19 protein-coding genes are annotated in these 19,656 nt (G+C 64.4%); 5 read left to right on the top strand and 14 right to left on the bottom strand.

The window, feature by feature from the left end:
• Positions 1-54: 54 nt before the first annotated feature.
• Together HF684_RS07705 and HF684_RS07700 are read right to left on the bottom strand one after the other, a co-directional pair.
• Positions 55-2,388, bottom strand: a complete 2,334-nt coding sequence (locus tag HF684_RS07705; protein WP_169252024.1) for a trypsin-like serine protease — start codon at positions 2,386-2,388, stop codon at positions 55-57.
• A gap of 267 nt (positions 2,389-2,655) precedes the next feature.
• Complete coding sequence (locus HF684_RS07700) at positions 2,656-4,617, bottom strand: S1 family peptidase (protein WP_169252023.1); 1,962 nt, start codon at positions 4,615-4,617, stop codon at positions 2,656-2,658.
• A 246-nt stretch (positions 4,618-4,863) separates the two neighbouring features.
• Here HF684_RS07700 and HF684_RS07695 point away from each other — a divergent pair, with 246 nt between their 5' ends.
• The 3 genes from HF684_RS07695 to HF684_RS07685 are packed head-to-tail and all read left to right on the top strand — an operon-like array spanning position 4,864 to position 6,629.
• Positions 4,864-5,340 (top strand): META domain-containing protein, encoded by a 477-nt coding sequence (locus HF684_RS07695; protein ID WP_169252022.1) that lies wholly within the window; start codon positions 4,864-4,866, stop codon positions 5,338-5,340.
• Positions 5,340-5,660 carry an META domain-containing protein gene (locus tag HF684_RS07690; RefSeq protein ID WP_169252021.1) on the top strand — a complete coding sequence of 107 codons (321 nt, stop codon included), beginning with the start codon at positions 5,340-5,342 and terminating at the stop codon, positions 5,658-5,660. The genes HF684_RS07695 and HF684_RS07690 overlap by 1 nt, the downstream gene beginning before the upstream one ends.
• A complete protein-coding gene (locus tag HF684_RS07685; protein ID WP_169252020.1) occupies positions 5,661-6,629 on the top strand; it encodes a DUF808 domain-containing protein in 969 nt (322 codons plus the stop codon).
• Here the strand turns inward: HF684_RS07685 and HF684_RS07680 are convergent.
• The 7 genes from HF684_RS07680 to HF684_RS07650 all read right to left on the bottom strand — a co-directional run bounded on the left by HF684_RS07680 (position 6,620) and on the right by HF684_RS07650 (position 12,460).
• Entirely contained in the window at positions 6,620-7,447 is an 828-nt protein-coding gene (locus tag HF684_RS07680; protein WP_169252019.1) for an ABC transporter ATP-binding protein, read from the bottom strand. The two genes, HF684_RS07685 and HF684_RS07680, sit on opposite strands and share 10 nt — an antisense overlap.
• Positions 7,444-8,547 (bottom strand): iron chelate uptake ABC transporter family permease subunit, encoded by a 1,104-nt coding sequence (locus HF684_RS07675; protein ID WP_248279169.1) that lies wholly within the window; start codon positions 8,545-8,547, stop codon positions 7,444-7,446. The genes HF684_RS07680 and HF684_RS07675 overlap by 4 nt, the downstream gene beginning before the upstream one ends.
• A complete protein-coding gene (locus HF684_RS07670) occupies positions 8,544-9,611 on the bottom strand; it encodes an iron chelate uptake ABC transporter family permease subunit (protein WP_211168093.1) in 1,068 nt (355 codons plus the stop codon). The genes HF684_RS07675 and HF684_RS07670 overlap by 4 nt, the downstream gene beginning before the upstream one ends.
• Positions 9,612-9,707: 96 nt before the next feature.
• Positions 9,708-10,193 (bottom strand): SufE family protein, encoded by a 486-nt coding sequence (locus HF684_RS07665; protein WP_169252018.1) that lies wholly within the window; start codon positions 10,191-10,193, stop codon positions 9,708-9,710.
• Positions 10,193-11,101, bottom strand: a complete 909-nt coding sequence (locus HF684_RS07660) for a sulfurtransferase (protein WP_211168092.1) — start codon at positions 11,099-11,101, stop codon at positions 10,193-10,195. Before HF684_RS07660 ends, HF684_RS07665 begins: the two co-directional genes overlap by 1 nt.
• A 72-nt stretch (positions 11,102-11,173) precedes the next feature.
• The gene (locus HF684_RS07655; RefSeq protein WP_169252017.1) at positions 11,174-11,962 is read right to left on the bottom strand and encodes an alpha/beta fold hydrolase; all 789 of its coding nucleotides are present in this window, start codon (positions 11,960-11,962) and stop codon (positions 11,174-11,176) included.
• 9 nt (positions 11,963-11,971) lie between these two features.
• Positions 11,972-12,460, bottom strand: a complete 489-nt coding sequence (locus HF684_RS07650; RefSeq protein ID WP_169252016.1) for an SRPBCC family protein — start codon at positions 12,458-12,460, stop codon at positions 11,972-11,974.
• 91 nt (positions 12,461-12,551) lie between these two features.
• On the opposite strand from HF684_RS07650, the gene HF684_RS07645 reads away from it, so the two are divergent.
• The gene (locus HF684_RS07645; protein ID WP_169252015.1) at positions 12,552-13,010 is read left to right on the top strand and encodes an NUDIX domain-containing protein; all 459 of its coding nucleotides are present in this window, start codon (positions 12,552-12,554) and stop codon (positions 13,008-13,010) included.
• Positions 13,011-13,046: 36 nt separating this feature from the next.
• Here the strand turns inward: HF684_RS07645 and HF684_RS07640 are convergent, their stop codons facing one another.
• The 3 genes from HF684_RS07640 to HF684_RS07630 form a co-directional block, all read right to left on the bottom strand.
• On the bottom strand, positions 13,047-14,000 hold the full coding sequence (locus HF684_RS07640) for an ABC transporter substrate-binding protein (RefSeq protein ID WP_169252014.1): 954 nt from the start codon (positions 13,998-14,000) through the stop codon (positions 13,047-13,049).
• Positions 14,001-14,100: 100 nt separating this feature from the next.
• Positions 14,101-15,579 (bottom strand): amino acid permease, encoded by a 1,479-nt coding sequence (locus HF684_RS07635; protein ID WP_282433924.1) that lies wholly within the window; start codon positions 15,577-15,579, stop codon positions 14,101-14,103.
• Between the two features lie 106 nt (positions 15,580-15,685).
• Positions 15,686-17,005 (bottom strand): NAD(P)/FAD-dependent oxidoreductase, encoded by a 1,320-nt coding sequence (locus HF684_RS07630; protein WP_169252013.1) that lies wholly within the window; start codon positions 17,003-17,005, stop codon positions 15,686-15,688.
• Positions 17,006-17,125: 120 nt separating this feature from the next.
• On the opposite strand from HF684_RS07630, the gene HF684_RS07625 reads away from it, so the two are divergent.
• Entirely contained in the window at positions 17,126-17,734 is a 609-nt protein-coding gene (locus HF684_RS07625; protein WP_211168091.1) for a TetR/AcrR family transcriptional regulator, read from the top strand.
• 7 nt (positions 17,735-17,741) lie between these two features.
• Here HF684_RS07625 and HF684_RS07620 read toward each other — a convergent pair whose 3' ends face one another.
• Together HF684_RS07620 and HF684_RS07615 are read right to left on the bottom strand one after the other, a co-directional pair.
• Positions 17,742-18,995: an alpha-hydroxy acid oxidase gene (locus tag HF684_RS07620; RefSeq protein ID WP_169252012.1), complete on the bottom strand. Its 1,254-nt coding sequence runs from the start codon at positions 18,993-18,995 to the stop codon at positions 17,742-17,744.
• The gene (locus HF684_RS07615) at positions 18,992-19,651 is read right to left on the bottom strand and encodes a response regulator transcription factor (RefSeq protein WP_169253816.1); all 660 of its coding nucleotides are present in this window, start codon (positions 19,649-19,651) and stop codon (positions 18,992-18,994) included. The genes HF684_RS07620 and HF684_RS07615 overlap by 4 nt, the downstream gene beginning before the upstream one ends.
• Positions 19,652-19,656 lie beyond the last annotated feature (5 nt).

The following is a 19,656-nucleotide window of genomic DNA, read 5'->3' as shown; positions in this document are numbered from 1 at the left end:
CCGGCCAGGGGCACTTTCTCTCAGTCAGTCAGCGAGTGACTGTCAGAGTGTGTTTCAGTTGTTCTTCTTGCGACGCATGGTCAGAACAACAGCGGCTCCACCGACGAGGAGCAGTCCGGCTCCGGCAGCCAGGCCGGTCAGCTCGGCACCGGTGCGAGGCAGATCAGAACCGCCGTCACCGTTTCCATCATCGTTGCCGTTGTCGTCACCATCGTCGCCGCCGCCGTTGCCGTCTTCGTCGGCAACGACCTGGAAGGAGCCGGTGAGGGCTTCTTCGTCTTCGGTGTCGTTGGCGCCGGTGACCTGGACGTCGTACTTACCGAGGTAGGCCTCGGGGTTCGAGGCGCTGGTGCCGTAGATCGAGAATCCAACGACTCCGTCAGCGTCAGCGGTCTCTTCGAGGGTGATGCCCTCGACGTTTTCAGGACCGCCAACAACTTCGAGGGTCACCTTCTCGCCCTCGTCGAAGCCTTCACCGGTGATCTGAACGCCCTTGTCTTCCTTCACGAAGTCCGAAGCTGCGATCTCCTTCGGCTCGACGGTCAGCTTGCGCTCGGCCTCAGCAGCCTGGACAGTCACCGTGAAGTTCGTGGCCTCCGAGGTCTGTCCGTTGGCGGTAACCGTGGCGGAGTACGCGTATTCGCCAGCCTCAGCAGGAGCCTCGGTGGAGAAGTTTCCGTCAGCATCGGTCGTGACCGTGACGCTGCCCTCAGCCGGTGCGGCCTGAGCCTGAGCGGAACCTGCCTGGGCATCGCCGGCGGCCTTCCAGGTCAGATTCACTTCGGCGTTCGGAGCGGCCTTGCCGGTGATCTTTCCACCTTCGACGACCGTCTGGTCTCCGACCTTGGGAGCGTCAGGCTTCTCGTCACCGTCTGCGTCGGAATCGGCCTTGTCATCCTTGCCGTCTGCAGCGGCGGAAGCGTCTGCGTCGTCGCCGTCGGCAGAAGCGGAGGCGTCTGCATCCTTACCGTCAGCGTCAGCCCCGGCATTCGAATCGGCGCCGTCGGCGTCAGCACCGCCGTCGGAGTCATCCGATGCCTTGACAGTCACTGTGAAGGTGGCGGCTTCTGAAGTCTGACCGTCGACAGTAGCAACGGCCTTCGCATCGTAGTCACCTTCTGCTTCGGGACCCTCGAGAGTGAAGTTTCCGCTGTCATCGGCCTTCGCGGTGGCTTCGCCTTCCGCAGCACCGGTCCAAGTGACCTTCACGTCAGCACCGGCCGCAGCCTTGCCAGTGATCGCGCCCTTGGGCTCGATGGTCTGGTCCTCGACCGTCGGCGCGGCAGGAGCCTCAGGCTCTTCGTTCGGGTCGTCGAAGGAAATCGTCTGTCCGGACTTTTCGAGCGAGTAGTCGAGGTCGGCTACCCAGCTGAAGTCGATCTCTTGGCCGTTCTCGTCCTCTGCAGGACCGCCACCGGAGATGACGCCGACTGCGGTGTCTCCCTGGAAGACGCCGCCACCGGAATCGCCGGGTGCGGAGAACGGCTTGCCGGACGGCGCCTTGACTCCGAAACCGTGGACGAAGCGTCCGCTGACGTTGACGAAGTCGAACTGCTCGTTGTAGGCAGTCCATGTCTCGTTCTCAGTCAGTCCGGTGGTTCGGCCGGCCTTCTGAACGGTACCTTCGCTGTGAGCGCCGACCTTGGTGATATCGGTAGCGAGCTTCGCAGCCAGATCGTCGTCGCCCGCGGTCGACCAGTCAGTCACACCAGTCTTGACGTTGTACTTCGAAGCATCGACATTGATGACCGCGAAGTCGATATCGTCGTCCTTGGGCTGTGCGTCCGAGCCCGGAGGAACCAGTTCTCCGCCGAACTTGTGGTAACCCCAGGTGCCGATGACACCGAGTCCCGTCTGCTTGAATCCTTCTCCGCCGACCGCAGGGGCAGTGGAAGGCTGTTCAGTCTCGTCGACCGTTGTGTCGCCTTCGAACTCCATGGTCTGCTCGTTGATGATCTTCGCGCAGTGACCGGCGGTGAGGACGATCGGCTTTCCATCGGCATCCCAGCCGGAGAATCCGGTCGAGCAGGCTCCGCCACTTTCTCCTGCATTGACAAGGTAGCCCGCGCCGCCGACCAGGTCATTTCCAGCGTAGGCCTTGAGCTCTTTGATTCCCTCAACGACCTTGACGTTTGCGTAATCTTCTTCGAGCTGCTTGGTCTTGTCGTCGGCCTTCTCGACGCCGATGGTCAGCTTGCCGTTCTTGGCGCCGTATGCGTTGACGCCGGACGCCTTGTCCAGAGTCTTCTGCACAGCCGCTTGGCTCTGCACGTTCAGCTTCTGCGGACCGTTGTCTGCGACGGCCGGAGAGGCTGCGAATGCGCCGCCCAGGCCGAGTGCTGTCGCTGCTGCCAGCGCCAGCGAACTCTGCACGAGTTTCTTCTGCATAAGTTGTTGTCTCTCTGTTCTGAGGGATCAATGTCACAAGTTGATGACCTAAGTCACGATAAGGTTACGGGTCGCACTCAGGAACTACCAAAAAAGTACGCCCGAAACTGTGAACTTAATGACCGAAACTTCATCAGATGTACAAAGCGACTTGCCGGTATCATCCACCAGACCCCCACAATGAATACACGACGCCCCCGGTCAGAAGACCGGGGGGCATCGTCTGTGAGTGTTCAGCAGACCGTCAGACGGTCAGTCTCACTGCACTCAGTTGTTGTTCTTGCGACGCATCGTCAGAACGACTGCGGCGCCACCCACGAGGAGCAGTCCGGCTCCGGCAGCGAGGCCGGTCAGCTCGGCACCGGTGCGCGGCAGGTCAGAACCGCCGTCACCGTTTCCGTCATCGTCGTTTCCGTCGCCGGCTCCGCCGTCGGCGTCGCCGTCGTCGTTGTTGCCATCATCGTCGCCGCCGGATCCGCCACCGGAGCCGTCTTCGTCAGCGAGAACCTCGAAGGAACCGGTCAGGGCCGACTCATCCTCGGTGTCGTTGGCACCGATGACCTCGACGTCGTACTTGCCGAGGTAGGCCTCGGGGTTCGACGCACTGGTGCCGTAGATGGAGAATGCGGCAGCACCGTTTTCGTTCGCGGTCTCATCGAGGGTGATGCCCTCGACGCCTTCGGGTCCGTTGGCAACCTCGAGCGTCACCTTCTCGCCCTCGTCGAAGCCCTGGACCGTGATCGTCACGCCCTCGTCTTCTTTCACGAAGTCGGAAGCGGCGATCTGCTTGGGGTCGACGTTGATCTCACGCTCGACGGGAGCGGGAGTCTCGGACTCGTCCTTTTCAACGGTCACGTCGAACTCGGTCGGCTCAGACTTCTCTCCATCGACGATCGCAGTCGCAGTGAAGTGGTAGTCGCCTTCTGCCTTCGGTCCTTCGACGGAGAAGTTTCCGTCCTTGTCAGCCTTGACGGTTTCGGATCCGTCCTCAGCAGCCTGCGCCTTGGCCTTCTGATCGTCAGCAGCGGAAGCGGCTTCCCACTTCACCTCGACCTCAGCGCCGGCCTCGGCCTTGCCCTTGATCTTGCCCTCGGGTTCGATGGTCTGGTCTTCGGCCTTCGGAGCAGCAGGAGCCTCAGGGGTCTCCTCGCCGGGCTTCTCGAGATTGAAGTCCGTGCCGGACTCCTCGAGCGAGTGATCCAGGTCGGCGACCCAAGTGAACGAGGTGTTCGCATCGAGGTCGCCGCCGCCGGAGATGACACCCACAGCGGTATTGCCCTGGTAGACGCCACCGCCGGAATCGCCCGGCTGCGAGAAGGGCTTGTCGATCGGAGCGGTCACGCCGAATCCGTGGACCCAGCGGCCACCGACATTCTGGTAATCGAAGTCGTACGCCTCGCGAGGCAGAACCTTGCCGTCAGTCTTGCCGGTGGTGCGCCCCGACTTGCTGATGGCACCTTCCTTGTGTGCGCCCACCTCGGTGATCTCAGTGGTCGACTTGGCCAGGTCGTCCGAATCGGCGGTCGTCCAGTCGGTGATGCCGTTCTTGACGTTGTACTTCGATTCATCGACATTGATCACGGCGAAGTCGATGTCCGACTCGCTGGGCTCGGGCCACTGGTCCTCATCGGCGCCTTCGAGCAGGTCGCCGCCGAAGTTGTGGAAGCCCCATTTGCCGATGACGCCGCTGCCCGAGGCCTGGAAGCCTTCTCCGCCGTTGGCCTGAGCAATCGAGGGCTTCTCGGTCTGGTCGACAGTGGTGTCGCCGTCGAACTCGTTGGTCTGCTCGTTGATGATCTTCGAGCAGTGTCCGGCGGTGAGGACGACGGGCTTGCCATCTCCATCCCAACCGGAGAAGCCGGTCGAGCAGGCTCCGCCGCTCTCGCCGGCCTTGACGAGGTAGCCGGCACCGCCGACGAGGTCGTTCTTCGCGTAGGGCTTCAGTTCCTTGACGCCCTCGGTGACCTTGATGTTCTGGTACTTCTTTTCGAGCTTCTTGATCTCGTCGGTCTTCTTGGCAACGCCGATGCTGAGCTCGCCGCCGTCGGTGCCGTAGGCGTTGACGCCTTCGATGCCGGACAGTGCCTTCTGGACGTGAGCTTCACTCTGGAGGTCCAGCTTCTGCGGTGCGTTGTCAGCCATCGCCGGCGAGGCGACGAGCGCGCCGCTCAGGCCCAGCGCCGCGGCGGCGCTGATGGCCAGCGAACTCTGCACGAGTTTCTTCTGCATAAGGTTGATTCCCTTGATCGTTGTCGATGCTTCGATTGCCCGACCCCGTCAACAGGCTTCGCCGCGACTCGACGGTTCATGTTTCCGGTGTCAGATTTCCAACCGTGTGAAAGGTTACGGTTTGATCACGACGCAGTGCAAGAACCATCAGAGTCGCAGGTGAACACAACTTACAGAAGTCGGACTACACAAGCTGTCCTGTGTTCTTCCAGGGGCTTCAGAACCGGTGCCGTTATGATCAGGGACATGCCGAACCACACAACCCTTCGCACTCCGGCCCCTGCACGACCCGCTTCGAGGCTCGCGCTCGGACTTGCCGCACTTGCTCTCACTTTGCCCCTGGCAGCGTGCGACACCGGCGTCGACCCACGAAATCCCGATTCCTCCTCCCCCACTGAATCCAGCGAAACTGCGTCGCCCGGCGAAGAAGCCTCTGACCTCGATCCCACCGGCAGGTGGACCTCACCGGAGAAGGGCGACCCGTTCCTCGAATTCGCCGAAGACGGCTCGCTCGAAGGATCGGACGGCTGCAATGCGATCGTCACCAGCTGGAAGGTCGAAGGCGATGAGATCGCCATCGATTCCTTCATGACCACTCAGAAGGCGTGCGCCGGTGTCGACACCTGGCTGAGCAAGGCCTCGACTGCGACCATCGAAGGCGATGTCATGAAGGTCAAGGACAGCAACGGCAAAGTCATCGGCGGACTCGAGAAAGAAGACTAATGACACAGGAACTCGTCGGCCGCTGGGTGGCTGAGTCGAACGAACGGGCCTTCCTCGAGTTCTCCGAGGACGGTTCGCTGCGAGGTAGTGACGGCGCCAACAACCTCGTGACCACTTGGTCGGCCGAACCAGAGGGCCTCATGATCAAGTCCTCGATGACGACGCTCAAGGCCGCTCCCGGAATGCTCACCTGGGTGCCCAAAGCCAGGAGGGTCGAACCCGACGGCGACCGTCTGCGGCTCTTCGACGCTGCGGACAACCACCTCGGCGACCTTCATCGTCAGCCGCCAGGACCCACGCATCAGCTCGGCGGTCGTTAGATGGCCGGGGGCCTGATCGCGCTCCTCGACGACGTCGCCGCACTCGTCAGACTCTCGGCGGCCAGCCTCGACGATGTCGGAGCGGGCGCATCGCGAGCCGGCGCGAAAGCCGCGGGAGTCGTCATCGACGATGCGGCGGTGACCCCGAAGTTCGTCGAGGGGGTGGACCCGAAACGCGAGCTTCCGATCATCCAGCGCATCGCTGTGGGATCGCTGTTCAACAAGCTCATCATCATTCTCCCGATCATTCTGCTGCTCAGCCAGTTCCTGCCCTGGCTCCTCACCCCGCTGCTCATGATCGGCGGCACCTACCTCTGTTATGAGGGCGCCGAGAAGATCTTCGAGAAACTCGGCTGGATCGCCCACCATGAGAAAGAGACCCCGGCCGCCGAACAGTCGACCGATGGCAAGGCGGCAGAGAAGAAGGTCGTCCGGTCGGCCATCACCACCGATTTCGTCCTCAGCTGCGAGATCATGGTCATCGCCCTCAACGAGGTGGCCGCCGAGTCCCTGACCAGCCGTGCCGTCATCCTCGCCATCGTCGGCGTTGCGATCACCCTCGGCGTCTACGGCGTCGTCGCACTCATCGTGAAGATGGATGACATCGGGCTGCATATGGCGAAGAAGGACTCCCCCGGGCAGCAGAAGTTCGGACGGTTCCTCGTCCGGGCCATGCCGAAGCTGCTCGCACTGCTCTCCGTCGTCGGCACCTTCGCCATGCTGTGGGTCGGCGGCCACATCATCCTCGTCGGCACCGACGAGCTCGGGTTCCACGCCCTCTACGGCTTCGTCCACCACCTCGAAGAACCCGTCGCCGCGATCGCAGCCGTCGGCGGCTTCCTGGGCTGGCTGGTCAACACGTTCTTCTCCCTCATCCTCGGCGCGATCTGGGGAGGGACCGTCGTCGCAGTGATCTTCGGCGCCAAGGCCGTGTTCACGGGGAAGAAGAACACGCAGAATCAGCGTTGAGCGAAGGTCTTCTTCGGTGTTCCAGCCACGATCATCGGAGCACCAGTGACCGGATCGTCGATGACCGTGCAGTCGATGCCGAAGACCTCATGGACGAGCTCCGAGGTGATGATCGCCTCCGGCGGCCCCTGAGCGACGATGGCGCCGTTCTTCATGGCGATGATCTCGTCGGCGTACCGACAGGCCTGGTTGAGGTCGTGGAGGACGGCGACCAGCGTATGTCCGTATTCGTGATTGAGCTGCGAGAACAGGTCGAGCAGCTCGATCTGGTAGGCGACGTCGAGGAAGGTCGTCGGTTCGTCGAGCAGCAGGAGGGATGTCTCCTGGGCGAGCACCATGGCCACCCAGACGCGTTGGCGCTGACCACCGGAGAGTTCGTCGACGAGCCGTGAGGACAGCTCTTCGGTGTTCGTCGCCCGCAGCGCCGACAGCACAGCGGCTTCATCGGCGTCGGTCCACTGGCGCAGGAACGACTGGTGAGGGTGCCGTCCACGGGAGACGAGCTCGGCGACCGTGATCCCGTCCGGGGCGATGGATGACTGCGGGAGAAGACCGAGCCGTTGGGCGATCTTCTTCGTCTTCATCTTCTCGATATTGTTCCCGTCGAGAAGCACAGTGCCCTTCGCCGGCGGCAGCAGCCGTGCGAGAGCGCGCAGCAATGTCGACTTGCCGCAGGCATTGGGGCCGACGATGATCGAGAACTTTCCATCGGGAATGCTCACATCGAGATCGCTGACGATCTGGCGCTGGTCATAGGCCAGATCGAGGCTCTCGGCGATCAGCGGGGAGACTGTGCTCGCAGCGTTGGGATTGCTCATGATGCCTTCCGAGCTTCGTGGATGAGGAGCCAGATGAGGTAGATGCCGCCGATGCTCACGGTGATCACGCCGACGGGCAGCTGGATGTCGCCGAACGCATGCTGGGCGACGAGATCGGCGGCGATGAGGAGCAGCGCTCCGACAGCCGCCGACGTCAGCAGGCTGGTGCCTTGTGCCCGAGCGATTCGCCGTCCGATCTGCGGGGCGGCCAGGGCCACGAAGGCGATCGGGCCGGCGGCGGCTGTGACCACGGCGACGAGGGCGACGGCGATGACGATGAGCACGGCACGGATGGGCTCATTGCGCACACCCAATGCCTTCGCCGTATCATCGCCGAGTTCCAAGGTTCCGAGATCTCTGGAGAAGAGTCCGCAGGCCAGTCCGAGGACGATCACGGCCACGGCCGCAGGGACGATCGTCGACCAGCTCATTCCGTTGAGGGTGCCGGCGCCCCAGGTGGCCGCGGCCATCGCGAGCTCGAGATCGGCACGCATGATCAGCCAGGTGTTGAAGGCGTTGAGCATCGCTGTCAGCGCGATTCCGACGATGATGAGCCTGAACCCCTGCACCCCGCCTTTCCAGGTGAGCAGGTAGACGACCACTGCGGTGAGCAGCCCGCCGATGATCGCACCTGCCGCAGTGGAGACGAAGCTCGTGCCGAAGACGATGATCGTGACGATGCCTCCGGTGTAGGCACCTGTGGAGAAGCCGATGATGTCCGGAGAGCCGAGTGGGTTGCGCGTCAGCGATTGGAACACCGCTCCGGAGACTCCGAGTCCGGCGCCCAGGACGATTCCGGCGATGATGCGCGGCGCCCGCCATTCTCCGACGACGGTGTTGACGATGCGCTTGTCTGCTGCACCGAACAGCCCTTGGAAGACTTCGGTCGGAGTCACCGAGAACTTGCCGAGCATGAGACCGGCGAAACCGCAGGCCAGAGCGAGAAGAGTGATGATTCCGGCAGTGATGACGACCCTCATGTCGATGCGGAATCCGAAGACGCGCAGCATGGGACGACCGAAATCGACCCTCTCCCCCGGCAGGGCGTTCGGATGCGCGGTGAGGGTGCGTTCGGGAACCGCGAGGTTGGTGGATCTCACAGACCGCTCGCTTTCTTCCGTCGAACAAGGGCGATGAGCACTGGTGCACCGACGAACGCGGTGACGACTCCGACTTGGAGTTCGCCGGGCTTCATCACGACTCTGCCGATGACGTCCGAGGCCAGGAGCAGAATGGGTGCCAGGACGAGTGAGTAGCCGAGGATCCAGCGCTGGTCGGGACCGACGATCCACCGCGCGATGTGCGGAATCATCAGACCGATGAATCCGATCGGCCCGGCCGCGGCCGTGGCCGCTCCGGCCAGGAGGGTCACGGCGAGGATGGAGAGCACTCGGGTGCGGTTGACCGAGGTGCCGAGACTAGCGGCCAAGTCATCGCCGAGGGCCACGGCGTTGAGTGAGTGGGACAGCGCCAGAGCCAGCACGGTGCCGATGACGATGAACGGCAGGATCGCGGTGATCGTATCGAAATCACGGCCGGCGATCGCACCGACATCCCAGGATCGGAACGCATCGAAGGCGCGTTCGTTGGTCAGCAGGATCGCTTTGGTCAGCCCGGTGAGGACCGCGGCGACGGCGACTCCGGCCAGGGTCAAGCGGATCGGATCGACCGTGCGGCTGCGGCCCGCGGACCCGATGACATAGACCCCGACGGTGGCGACGAGGGCACCGGCGAAGGCGAACCAGATGTATCCGGTGATCGAGGAGATACCGAAGAACGCGACCCCGATCGTGATCGCCAGGGACGCTCCGGCATTGACGCCGAGGATGCCCGGGTCGGCCAGCGGGTTGCGCGTGAGAGCTTGGATGAGTCCACCGGCCAGACCCAGCCCCATGCCGACGAGGATGCCGAGCACTGTGCGCGGCAGGCGCAGTTCGAGGACGACGAGCTGATCGTCGCTGCCGGTGGGGGCGAAGAAGGCTCCGAGGACCTCCGAGATCGGCATGTCCCTGGCGCCGATGGCCAGAGACGCTGCGATCACGAGAATCAGCGCGATGATCGCTGCGACCAGCCCCAGCACTCGCCTGATCCGCAGGCCGCCACCGGCCGGATGACTGGTGTCGGTATGCGGTTTCGCCTCGGCAGAGGTGGCGGAACCGGTCATCGAGGTGGTCCTTTGAGTGAAATGGCGGTCAGGTGACTAAGGGCAGGCTAACCACACTGTAACTCACCGGACCACCTCAGCCAAGCGAGAGAGGTCTCACTCCGCTGTGATCTTGCCGATCCTCTCGGACACCTGTCGCTGGATCCGGGAGAGCATTCCGCTCATTCCGCGCAGCCTCAGCGGGCTGACGACCTCCGACATCGACAGCCGCAGGGGCAGGTCGGCGGGAACCGACAGGATCGCCCCGGCGCTGGCTCCGTCGAGCCCTTCGTGCAGGATTCCGGCGAAGCCTCGTGTCGTCGGCGCTTCCGGAGGAGCGGAGAAGTGCAGGCGAACTTCCGCCTGCTCCCCCGCCTCGGGGTCGGCCACCTCGGTGACGAGGAAGATCGGAGACTGGCACTCGGGCACGGGCTCGAGCAGCTCCGGGTGGTCGGTGTACTTCTCCGGCAGGTCGGGCAGGTCCGTCGCGAACTCCAGCAGCACCTGGAGGCGGTCGTCGGCCGGGGTTTCGGCGAAGTCTGTGACGATCTCTGCCAGCGCCTCCGGCAGGTCGTCGGTCTTGGGTGTCGTCGTCTCCGCCATCAGCGTCCGGGCACCTCTCCGGGTTCGGCTCCGGTGACGATCGGCACGCCGACGACATTGCCCCATTCGGTCCAGGAGCCGTCGTAGTTGCGCACGTTGCTGTATCCGAGGAGGTGCTTGAGGACGAACCAGGTGTGGCTGGAGCGTTCGCCGATCCGGCAGTAGGCGATGACCTCATCGCTGGTGCCCAGTCCCGCCTGTTCGGTGTAGAGCTCCTTGAGTTCGGCTGCGGACTTGAAGGTGCCGTCTTCGTTGGCCGCCTTGCCCCACGGCATCGACTTCGCGCCGGGGATATGGCCGCCGCGCAGTGCGCCTTCCTCCGGGTAGGCGGGCATATGGGTGCGTTCGCCGGTGTATTCCTCCGGGCTGCGCACATCGATGAGCGGCACATCGCCGAGGCTGTTGCGAACCTCGGGCAGGAAGGCCCGGATGACGGAATCGTCGCGGTCGACGACAGGGTATTCGGTGGGTGCGGGCTGCGGCTTCTCCGTGGTCATCTCACGGCCTTCGGCCTGCCATTTCGCACGACCGCCGTCCATGAGCCGGACGTCTTCGTGACCGAAGAGAGTGAAGACCCACAGCGCGTAGGCCGCCCACCAGTTGGACTTGTCGCCGTAGACGACGATGGTGTCATCGCGGGAAATGCCTTTGGCGGACATGAGCGCGGCGAATCCCTCGCCGTCGACGTAGTCACGGGTGACGGGATCGTTGAGTTCCGTGTGCCAATCGACCTTGACCGCTCCCGGAATGTGTCCGGTTTCGTAGAGTAGCACGTCTTCGTCGCTTTCGACGATGACGAGTCCGGGATCGCCTGCATGCTCGGCCACCCAGTCGGTGCTGACCAGTCGGGTTCCGTCCGCGTATTCGGCGAACTTCTGTGCGGGATCGGCCGGGATCGCAGTGCTCACGCATTCCTCCTGAGAATTTGAGTCCAATTGTGCTCGATGTGGCAACGTCGAGCGCGTTCAGCATATTCCTTTTCAGGGTCGGCTGAGGAATGCCGTCAGCGCTGAGACGAACTCCCGCGGTTTCTCCGAATGCACCCAGTGTCCCGAGCCTTTGACCGTGAGGAGTGTGGTGCGTGGGAACAGACTGCGCATCTGCGGCAGGTCGTCACGGTCGACGTAGTCCGATTTCTCACCGGCGACCCAGAGGACGCGATGGTCGAACACGGTCTCGCCCATGTCCGGGAAGTCCCCGATGACATCGAGGCTCGAGTGCAGCAGCGCCAGGTTGGGCTGCCAGGAATACCCCGTCGAGGTGGGGCGCAGGTTCTGCAGCAGGAATCCCCTGATCGCGGCCTCGGGGATCGGGTCCCGAAGTTCCTCATCAGCCTCGGTGCGTGATTCGATCCGGTCGAGATCGAGGGCGGCGAGGCTGGAGAGCAGGTGGTCGAAGACTCCGGTGGACCCGCCGGCGTTGGGGCCGATGTCGACGACGACGAGCCGGTCGACGAGATCCGGGTGTCGCAGGGCGAGCACCATCGCGACCTTTCCGCCCAGGGAATGTCCGACCACGTGCACGGGCTGATCATCGGGGGCGACCGCCTCGGCGATATGGGCCGCCACGGCATCGGCGAGCTCGACGTAGTCGAAGGTCTCGGTCCATTCGGACTCGCCGTGGTTGGGCAGGTCGACCAGCAGGCTGGAGAAATCGGGCTCGATGTCCTTGGCGATGCGGGTGAAGTTCTTGCCTCGGCCGAACAGCCCGTGGAGGAAGACGACCAGGCGCCCGGATTCGCCGACGCGAGTGCTGTTGATGGTGGTCACGATCCCAGCCTAGCCCGTGACGGCACGTTCGAGGCTCTCCAGTGAGGCGTCGAGGAATTCGGCAGGGAACGGAGGGAAGCCGCCGAACTCCTCCCGGGTGGCGTCCGTCGTTGCGGACCAATCATAGGTCAGAGCCACCTCGGTGCCGGAATCGGTCTCGGTGAGGTCGTAGCGCCACCGCCACCCGCCGGGGACGACCCGTCCGGATTCGTCGGCTTGGCCTGGATCCCAGGCGATGGCGTGCGGAGGATCGAAGGCGGTGACGGTGTTGTCGATGCGGTAGGCCCCGCCCACGACGTCGAGATACATGTCCATGGAGAACACCTGACCGATTTCCGTGATGGGGGCGCCGTCGATGGCGCCGCGGACCCAGTCGCCGGGTTCGGTCTCATGGTGGCGTCGCGGATCGGACAGCAGTGTGAAGATCTGGTCGACGGAGGCGGGGATCGTGCGGGTACGGACGAGCCTGTCATTCGGCGTCTGCGGCTGTTCGCTCATATCTTCACACTAAGTATCCGACGTCGGCCGAACAAGACTTCAGTGAGTTCAGCCGACTTCGGCGACCGGCACACGCGGGTAGGGTGAGGTCATGCACTTCTCCGAATACGACACCCGACTTGCCGGTTACGCGGTCATCGTCAATGACGACGACGAAATCCTCCTCAGCTGGTTCAACGGCGGAAAGGACCGCCTGCACGCGATCTGGACGCTGCCCGGAGGCGGAATCGAGTTCGACGAAAGCATCGAAGCGGGCACACTCCGGGAGATCAAAGAGGAGACCGGGTTCGACGCTGAACTGGTCCGCCCCTTGACCACTCATTCCTTCACAGAGCCTCGCCGCAATCCGGCCTTCAGCGATTCGACGGATCGTCCCTTCAAAGGCGTTCGGGTCGTCTACGAGGCGCGGATCATCGGCGGCACCTTGGGCACCCTCGAAGTCGATGGGACGACGGATAGGGCGGAATGGCTGCCGATCACTTCGCTGCCGAACGTCCGGCACGCCCGCATCATCGACATCGGCCTCGATGCGTGGCGTGCCGCCGTGTGAGTTCTGCGCAACGGCGCAGCGGCGTACTGTCGCCGGTCACTTCACCTTGTCGGCGATGAGATCCGGGAGCTTCTCCGCCGTGTACTGTGCCGAGAGGATCGAGTTGAGCGAGAATGCCTTGCGGATGTCGTCGTTCTCGTTGGTCAGAACGAGGTCGTGCCCGTCCTTGACGGCCGGGATGCGCTTGTAGGCGGCATCGCCGGTGACATCGGCGTCCTCGATGTAGATCGGGAATGTCAGAAGCAGGTCCGCGTCGAGCTGATCGAGGTTCTCCTCGGAGATCGGCACGGAGAAGCCCTCGGCCTTCATTCCGGCTATCGTCTCGGACTGCTTGAAGCCGAGCTGCTTCATGACCTGCACGCGACCTGATTCCTCGACGTAGGCGCCCCATCCCTCAGCGGTCTTCGCCGCCACGGTCACGGACTTGTCCTGGAACTCGGGATGAGCTTCGCGCGCATCCGCGTAGGACTTCTCGAGGTCGTCGAGCAGCTTCTTCCCGTCGTCGTCCTTGCCCAGCGCCTGGGAGACGAGTTCGACCTGCTGGTCCATCGTCGTCAGGTAGTTGTCGCCGCCTTCGGGAACTCCGACCGTCGGGGCGATCTCGGAGAGACGGTCGTAGCGCTCCTTCTCACCGGAGCTGTTCGTATCGAGGATGACGTCGGGCTCGAGCGCGGCAATGGCCTCGTAATCGGGTTCCATCGTCGCGATGATCTCCGGCGCCTCATCATAGAGGTCCTCGGCCCACGGACCGACTCCCTTGCCGCCGAATTCGACCCAGTCGGAGGCACCGACGGGCTGGACTCCGAGCGCCAGGGCGGTCTCGGCATCGCCCCACCCGAGAGCCACGACCTTCTGCGGTTCGGCGGGCACCTCGACGGCACCGAACTTCGTGTCAACGGTGGGCCCGGAGGCCTCCTCGGCGGCACCTCCTCCGCCGCAGCCGGCGAGGACGAGGACGGAGGCGATCACTGGGGCGAGAATACGGCGCATGGAATCCTTCTTGAGTAGTTAGGCGAGCCTAGCTTAACTCATTTTCCGGATGTCGTGATCGTCCCCGCGCGGCCGCCTCGGCGAGGGACCGACCATCGAATCAGGAAGCCTTGATCTCGAGCCCCTCGACATCCATCTCATCGAGGGCGACCATGCGTGAGCGCCGACCGGTGACGATGCGGTGGATGAGCCACAGAAGCAGGAACGCCGGAAGCCCGGCATAGGCGCTGGCGACCTGGAGCAGCTGCCCGCCCACGACGGCCTGCACATTCTGGCCGATGATGACGACGATGAGCATAATCAGCGCGACGATCGGGCCGATCGGGAACAGCGGCGCCCGGTACGGCAGGTCCGCGACGGCATGGCCCTGTCGCACATAGGCCCTGCGGAACCGGAAGTGGCACCAGGCGATGCCGACCCAGACGATGAAGCCGGAGAGCCCGGAGACGTTGATCAGCCAGGTATAGGCCCCACCGTCACCCATGATCTCGGTGAGGAATCCGAAGAGTCCGATCATGGCGGTGGCCAGCAGTGCCATGACGGGCACTCCGCGTTCGTTGAGGCGGGCGAACAGCCTCGGCGCGGTCCCCTCTTTCGCCATGGCGTAGAGCATGCGGGTGGAGGCATAGAGGCCGGAGTTGCCGGCGGAGAGGATCGCGGTGAGGATGACGGCATTCATCATTCCGGCGGCCACGGCGATGCCGGCGCGTTCGAAGACGAGAGTGAACGGTGAGGCCGTGATGTCCTCATTGTTCGCCGAGGCCAGCAGGGAGGGGTCGGTATAGGGCAGGAGGAAGCCGATGACGGCGATGGCGCCGATGTAGAAGAGCATGATGCGCCAGAACACGGTGCGGATGGCGCGCGGCATGTCCTTGCGCGGATTCTCCGACTCCCCCGCGGTGACGCCGACGAGTTCCGTGCCCTGGAAGGAGAACCCGGCGATCATGAAGACACTGATGACCGACATCCACCCGCCGACGAACGGAGCCTCACCCGTCGTCCAGTTGCTCACCCCGGGTGCGGTTCCGCCGAGGATGCCGGCGATCATGAGCACACCGAGGACGAGGAAGGCAAGCACGGCGGTGACCTTGATGGCCGCGAACCAGAATTCGCCTTCGCCGAAGGCCTTCGCGGACAGGAAGTTCAGTCCGGCCAGCAGGACGAGGAAGACCGCCGCCCAGATCCACGACGGCACGTCGGGGAACCAGAAGGACATGATGACGCCGGCGGCGACGAGTTCGGCGGCCAGGGTGATCGCCCAGTTGAACCAGTAGTTCCAGCCCATGGCGAAGCCGAATGAGGGACTGACGTATTTGGTGCCGTAGGTGTGGAACGATCCGGCCACGGGCAGGTGGGTCGACATCTCACCGAGGGACTGCATGACGAAGAGGACCATGATGCCGATCGCGGCGTAGGCCAGCAGGGCACCGCCGGGGCCGGCCTGTGAGATCGTGCCGCCGGAGCCGAGGAAGAGCCCGGTGCCGATGGCACCGCCGATGGCGATCATCTGCAGGTGGCGAGACTTCAGTCCCCGTCGGAGTCGGCGTTCGTCATTCGCCGAGGCGGCTGGCATTCCCATGGTCATCCTCGTTCGTGGTTCGGCAGGTCCGCGCACGAGGACCCTGGCCATTCCTACCACAACCGGGGTCGCCCCCGGCCGCTGCAGGCGCCGGGTGGGAGGAGGGTCACATCCGCCGAGGCGGGGATTCGAGCAGCTGCAGTATCGGCTTGAGCGCCGACCGGATGCTGATGACGCGGAACGCCTGGTCGCGGACGAACGCGAAGAGTCGGGACCGGCCGAACATCAGCCGGGCCAGAGACCGCGAGTTATCATGAGCGGCCTCGACACGTGGCCGCTGGCGAGTCTCGAAGCGTTCGAGTGCGGCGGCTGCACTCGTCCCAGTCGCCAGGGAGGAGAGTTCGTCAGCGAGCACCCCGGCCGATTCCATCGCCATTCCGGCACCGATCCCGGCAGTCGGAAGGAACCCTGCGGCCGCATCGCCGAGCAGAACCGTGCGACCATGCCTCCACTTCTGCGCCCGGGAATCCCGCAGCGGCCAGTAGAACGGTGCTTCAGCTTCCTCGACCGCGGTGAGGCAGGCGTCGATCCGCGGAGTCAGTACCGACAGCCGCCTGCGAACCTCCGCTGCGAATCGCCGGGGGCCGAGCGGCTGCCGGGCATCGGGGCAACCGAGGAAGACTCCGACAGCTCCCTTGACCGGGTACATGCCGAGGAAGAATCCATCACCCCAGATCTCATCGACGGCACTCTGATCGCCATCGGCCTCGGCCCAGCAGACCCACCCGCCCCAGGTCGTGTCCATTGACGACACCGGCGAGGTCTCACCGGAGACGGCAGCGGCAGTCGTGCCTGATTCACTCGCGGCGGTTGCGGCGGGCCCACCGGTCACGAGCCGGCGGGAGCGGGAATTCATTCCGTCGGCGATGACGACGGCATCGAATTCGAGTACTTCCTCCTGGCCCAGGCTCCGCGTCCGTCCTCCATGGTGCTGTCCGGATTGGCCCACCTGGGCGAGAGCCACAGTGGCGCCGTCGTCGGACAGTCCGGTCACCGTGGTGCCGAAGGCGATCGGACAGTCGCCGTCGGTGAGCACGTCGAGCAGTGCGGAGCGGGAGATTCCGCGATAGTCGCCGTAGTCGGCCAGAAGATCACCGAGGTGGTCCTGTCGGAGGACTTTCCCGGTACGCGCGTGGGCGATATAGCGATCGATGCCGACGCTGGCTTCGAGGTAGGCCTCCCGACACTCGAGTTCGTCGATGACGGGATCGACCACGGGCATGAGGGCGAGCATGTATCCGGCCCGGTTGTCACCGATCATCCGACCGGAATCGGGCGACCGGTCGATGAGGATCGGGTGCATCCCGCGGCCCCGAAGGAGCTGAGCCAGGGCAATTCCGGCGATTCCGGCTCCGACGATGAGAATACGCGGCTCTTCCGGGCTCACGTGCTTCAGCTGGTCGTCGACCGTTGCCGCGATGATCATGCGTGGACTCCTTCGTCGGGCCGATTCGCCGACCCCCTTGTGGACCGACTGGTCCATAAACAGTAACACCGGGTGGACCGCATGGTCCACAAGCGTGTCGAGCATTGCTACACTGACGTCGTGTCCGAGACTGCGTTGGCGCGTATGCGCCCCGAGAAGCGCGCCGCGCTCATCGATGCCGCCGCGCGAGAATTCGCTGCGCGGACGTTCGAGGAGGCGTCGCTCAATCGCATCATCTCCACCTGCGGGATGAGCAAGAGTTCCTTCTACCATGTCGTCGACTCGAAGGACGACCTCTTCGCCCTCGTCGTCACCGAGCTCGCTGCAACCGCACGGGGGTTCTGGACGCCGCCTGACCCGGGAAGCTTTTCGGACGGGTTCTGGGACCGTGCGCGCTTGGTCTGGGATGACATTGCGCGAACATGGCCGGACTGTCCGGAGCTCATGCTCCTGTGGCACATCGTCTACGCGAATTCGGACAGTCCGGCTGTGCGACGCCTCGCCGACAGCGTCGAAGAATGGGTGGGCGCCGTGCTCATCGTCGGGCGTGAGGCCGAGGCGATCGATGTCGATTGTCCGCTCGAGCTCCAGACTCTGGCGGTGTTCTCACTGCTGCGGACTTTCGACGAATGGGCCCTGCACCTGACGGAAAGCGAGAACGCAGCCGTCGGCCCGGAGGAGAGCTCAGACCATCAGTTCAGGCTGCTCACGCGTCTGCTGCATGCCTGAGACGGGCTCACACGGAGTCGGCCGGCAGATGCCGGTCCGGGGCCGGTGCCTGGGGCAGGCCGCGGACGAGGTCGGGGCCCAGATCGGAGATGCTCCGGGCGCCCATGAGCCCCATGGCGGTGAGGATCTCCTGCTGTATGAGCTCAATCGCCCTCTCGACTCCGCGTTGGCCTCCGGCCATGAGCCCGTACAGGTACGCCCGGCCGATGAGCACGAAGTCGGCTCCGGCGCACAGCGCGGCGACGACATCGGTGCCGGACATGACGCCGGAGTCGAAGATGAGCTCCATCTCAGGACCGACCTCCGCACGGACTTCGGCCAGGGAGGTCAGCGAATCGGGGGCCCGATCGAGCTGGCGGCCGCCGTGGTTGGATACGACGAGTCCATCGGCTCCGACGGATCGGGCGCGCCGGGCATCCTCGGCGGTGAGGATCCCCTTGACGAACAGGCGTCCGTTCCATTGGTCGCGGATCCACCGCAGGTCATCGAGGTCGAGGGTCGGGTCGAACATCGTCTTCGTCATCTCCGCCAGGGACTGGGAGGTGTTCGACAGCGACGCGTACTTCGGCGGTTCGGTGGTGAGGAAGTTGAACCACCAGCCGGGACGATAGGAGGCGTCGAGGATCGTTCCCAGTGTCAGACGGGGCGGGATCGTCAGCCCGTTGCGGTGATCGCGCAGACGCTGACCGGTGATCGGGGTGTCGACGGTGACCAGCAGGGTCTCGTATCCGCTGCCGGCGGCCCGCTGGATCAGGTCGAGGCTGCGCTGCCGGTCCTTCCACAGGTAGAGCTGGAACCATCGGGTGGAATCCGGCGCCGCCTTTGCGACGTCTTCGACCGAAGTCGTGCCCATCGTCGACAGTGAGAACGGGATTCCGGCCTTCGCTGCCGCGCGGACTCCGGCGACCTCGCCGGCGGAGTGCATCATGCGCGTGTAGCCGGTCGGGGCGATGCCGAAGGGCAGCCGGGCTCGGGCGCCGGCGATCGTCGTCGACGTATCCGGCGCATCGACTCCGTGGAGGATGCGGGGAAGGAGCTCGACGTTGCCGAGCGCCTCACGGTTCTTCGCCAAGGTCCGTTCGTCCAGAGCGGCACCGTCGACATAGTCGAACGGCGCGGTCGGTGTCACGCGCTTGGCGATGCGGCGGAGGTCCCAGATGTCTGCGGCCGACTCCAATCGGGCTGCGACCCGGTCGAGTCGGGGCAGGTCGAACTGCAGCAAGGGGGCGAGTTCTCTCACATCGGGCAGTCGGCGCTTCATTTCTCTCCTCGTTCTCGGTTGAGGTAGGCGAGCACGGCCGCGACACGGCGGCTCGTGGTCTCCCCTGCCTGGAGGCCGAGTTTATCGAAGATGGAGCTGATCGCCTTTTCGACGGAGCTGACCGAGACGAAGAGGCGTTCGCCGATGCCTCGATTCGACAGTCCTTCGGCCATCGCCTCGAGCACTTCGCTTTCCCGCGGAGTCAGGGTCGACAGCGTGTTATGCCTCTCCGAGGTGGTCAGCAGCTGCCGGACGACGTCGGGGTCGATGACCGTCCCTCCCTCTGCGATCCGCTGCACCGACTCGAGGAACCGGTCGATGTCAGTCACCCGGTTCTTCAGGAGGTAGCCGACGCCCACTGATTCGGTGCTCAGCAGTTCGGTCGCATATTCGCGCAGCACGTATTGGCTGAGCACGAGCACTCCGATGTCAGGGAAGCGGCGTTTGATCGCCAATGCCGCTTCGAGGCCCTCGGTGGTGTGAGTCGGCGGCATCCGCACGTCGACGATGGCCAGGGTCGGCCGCAGCTCGGCGACCGCCCGCAGCAGCTCCCCTCCGTCGCCGACGGACGCGACGACGCTGATCCCTTCGTCTTCGAGCAGACTGCGCACACCTTCGCGCAGCAGCACCGCGTCGTCGGCGAGGACGACGCGCATCCGTT

The sequence above is a fragment of the Brevibacterium sp. 'Marine' genome, assembly GCF_012844365.1.
In the GTDB taxonomy this organism is placed as follows: Bacteria; Actinomycetota; Actinomycetes; order Actinomycetales; family Brevibacteriaceae; genus Brevibacterium.
The sequence above is the reverse complement of the archived record's forward strand: the minus strand, read 5'-3'. Positions and strand labels throughout refer to the sequence as shown.

Bases quoted from the DNA above. Each gene is read 5' to 3' on its own strand.
- HF684_RS07665 (WP_169252018.1), bottom strand. From the start codon at position 10,193: ATGGCGGAGACGACGACACCCAAGACCGACGACCTGCCGGAGGCGCTG.
- HF684_RS07670 (WP_211168093.1), bottom strand. From the start codon at position 9,611: ATGACCGGTTCCGCCACCTCTGCCGAGGCGAAACCGCATACCGACACC.
- HF684_RS07620 (WP_169252012.1), bottom strand. From the start codon at position 18,995: ATGAAGCGCCGACTGCCCGATGTGAGAGAACTCGCCCCCTTGCTGCAG.
- HF684_RS07695 (WP_169252022.1), top strand. From the start codon at position 4,864: ATGCCGAACCACACAACCCTTCGCACTCCGGCCCCTGCACGACCCGCT.
- HF684_RS07645 (WP_169252015.1), top strand. From the start codon at position 12,552: ATGCACTTCTCCGAATACGACACCCGACTTGCCGGTTACGCGGTCATC.
- HF684_RS07685 (WP_169252020.1), top strand. From the start codon at position 5,661: ATGGCCGGGGGCCTGATCGCGCTCCTCGACGACGTCGCCGCACTCGTC.
- HF684_RS07635 (WP_282433924.1), bottom strand. From the start codon at position 15,579: ATGGGAATGCCAGCCGCCTCGGCGAATGACGAACGCCGACTCCGACGG.
- HF684_RS07680 (WP_169252019.1), bottom strand. From the start codon at position 7,447: ATGAGCAATCCCAACGCTGCGAGCACAGTCTCCCCGCTGATCGCCGAG.
- HF684_RS07640 (WP_169252014.1), bottom strand. From the start codon at position 14,000: ATGCGCCGTATTCTCGCCCCAGTGATCGCCTCCGTCCTCGTCCTCGCC.
- HF684_RS07650 (WP_169252016.1), bottom strand. From the start codon at position 12,460: ATGAGCGAACAGCCGCAGACGCCGAATGACAGGCTCGTCCGTACCCGC.
- HF684_RS07690 (WP_169252021.1), top strand. From the start codon at position 5,340: ATGACACAGGAACTCGTCGGCCGCTGGGTGGCTGAGTCGAACGAACGG.
- HF684_RS07630 (WP_169252013.1), bottom strand. From the start codon at position 17,005: ATGATCATCGCGGCAACGGTCGACGACCAGCTGAAGCACGTGAGCCCG.
- HF684_RS07705 (WP_169252024.1), bottom strand. From the start codon at position 2,388: ATGCAGAAGAAACTCGTGCAGAGTTCGCTGGCGCTGGCAGCAGCGACA.
- HF684_RS07615 (WP_169253816.1), bottom strand. From the start codon at position 19,651: ATGCGCGTCGTCCTCGCCGACGACGCGGTGCTGCTGCGCGAAGGTGTG.
- HF684_RS07700 (WP_169252023.1), bottom strand. From the start codon at position 4,617: ATGCAGAAGAAACTCGTGCAGAGTTCGCTGGCCATCAGCGCCGCCGCG.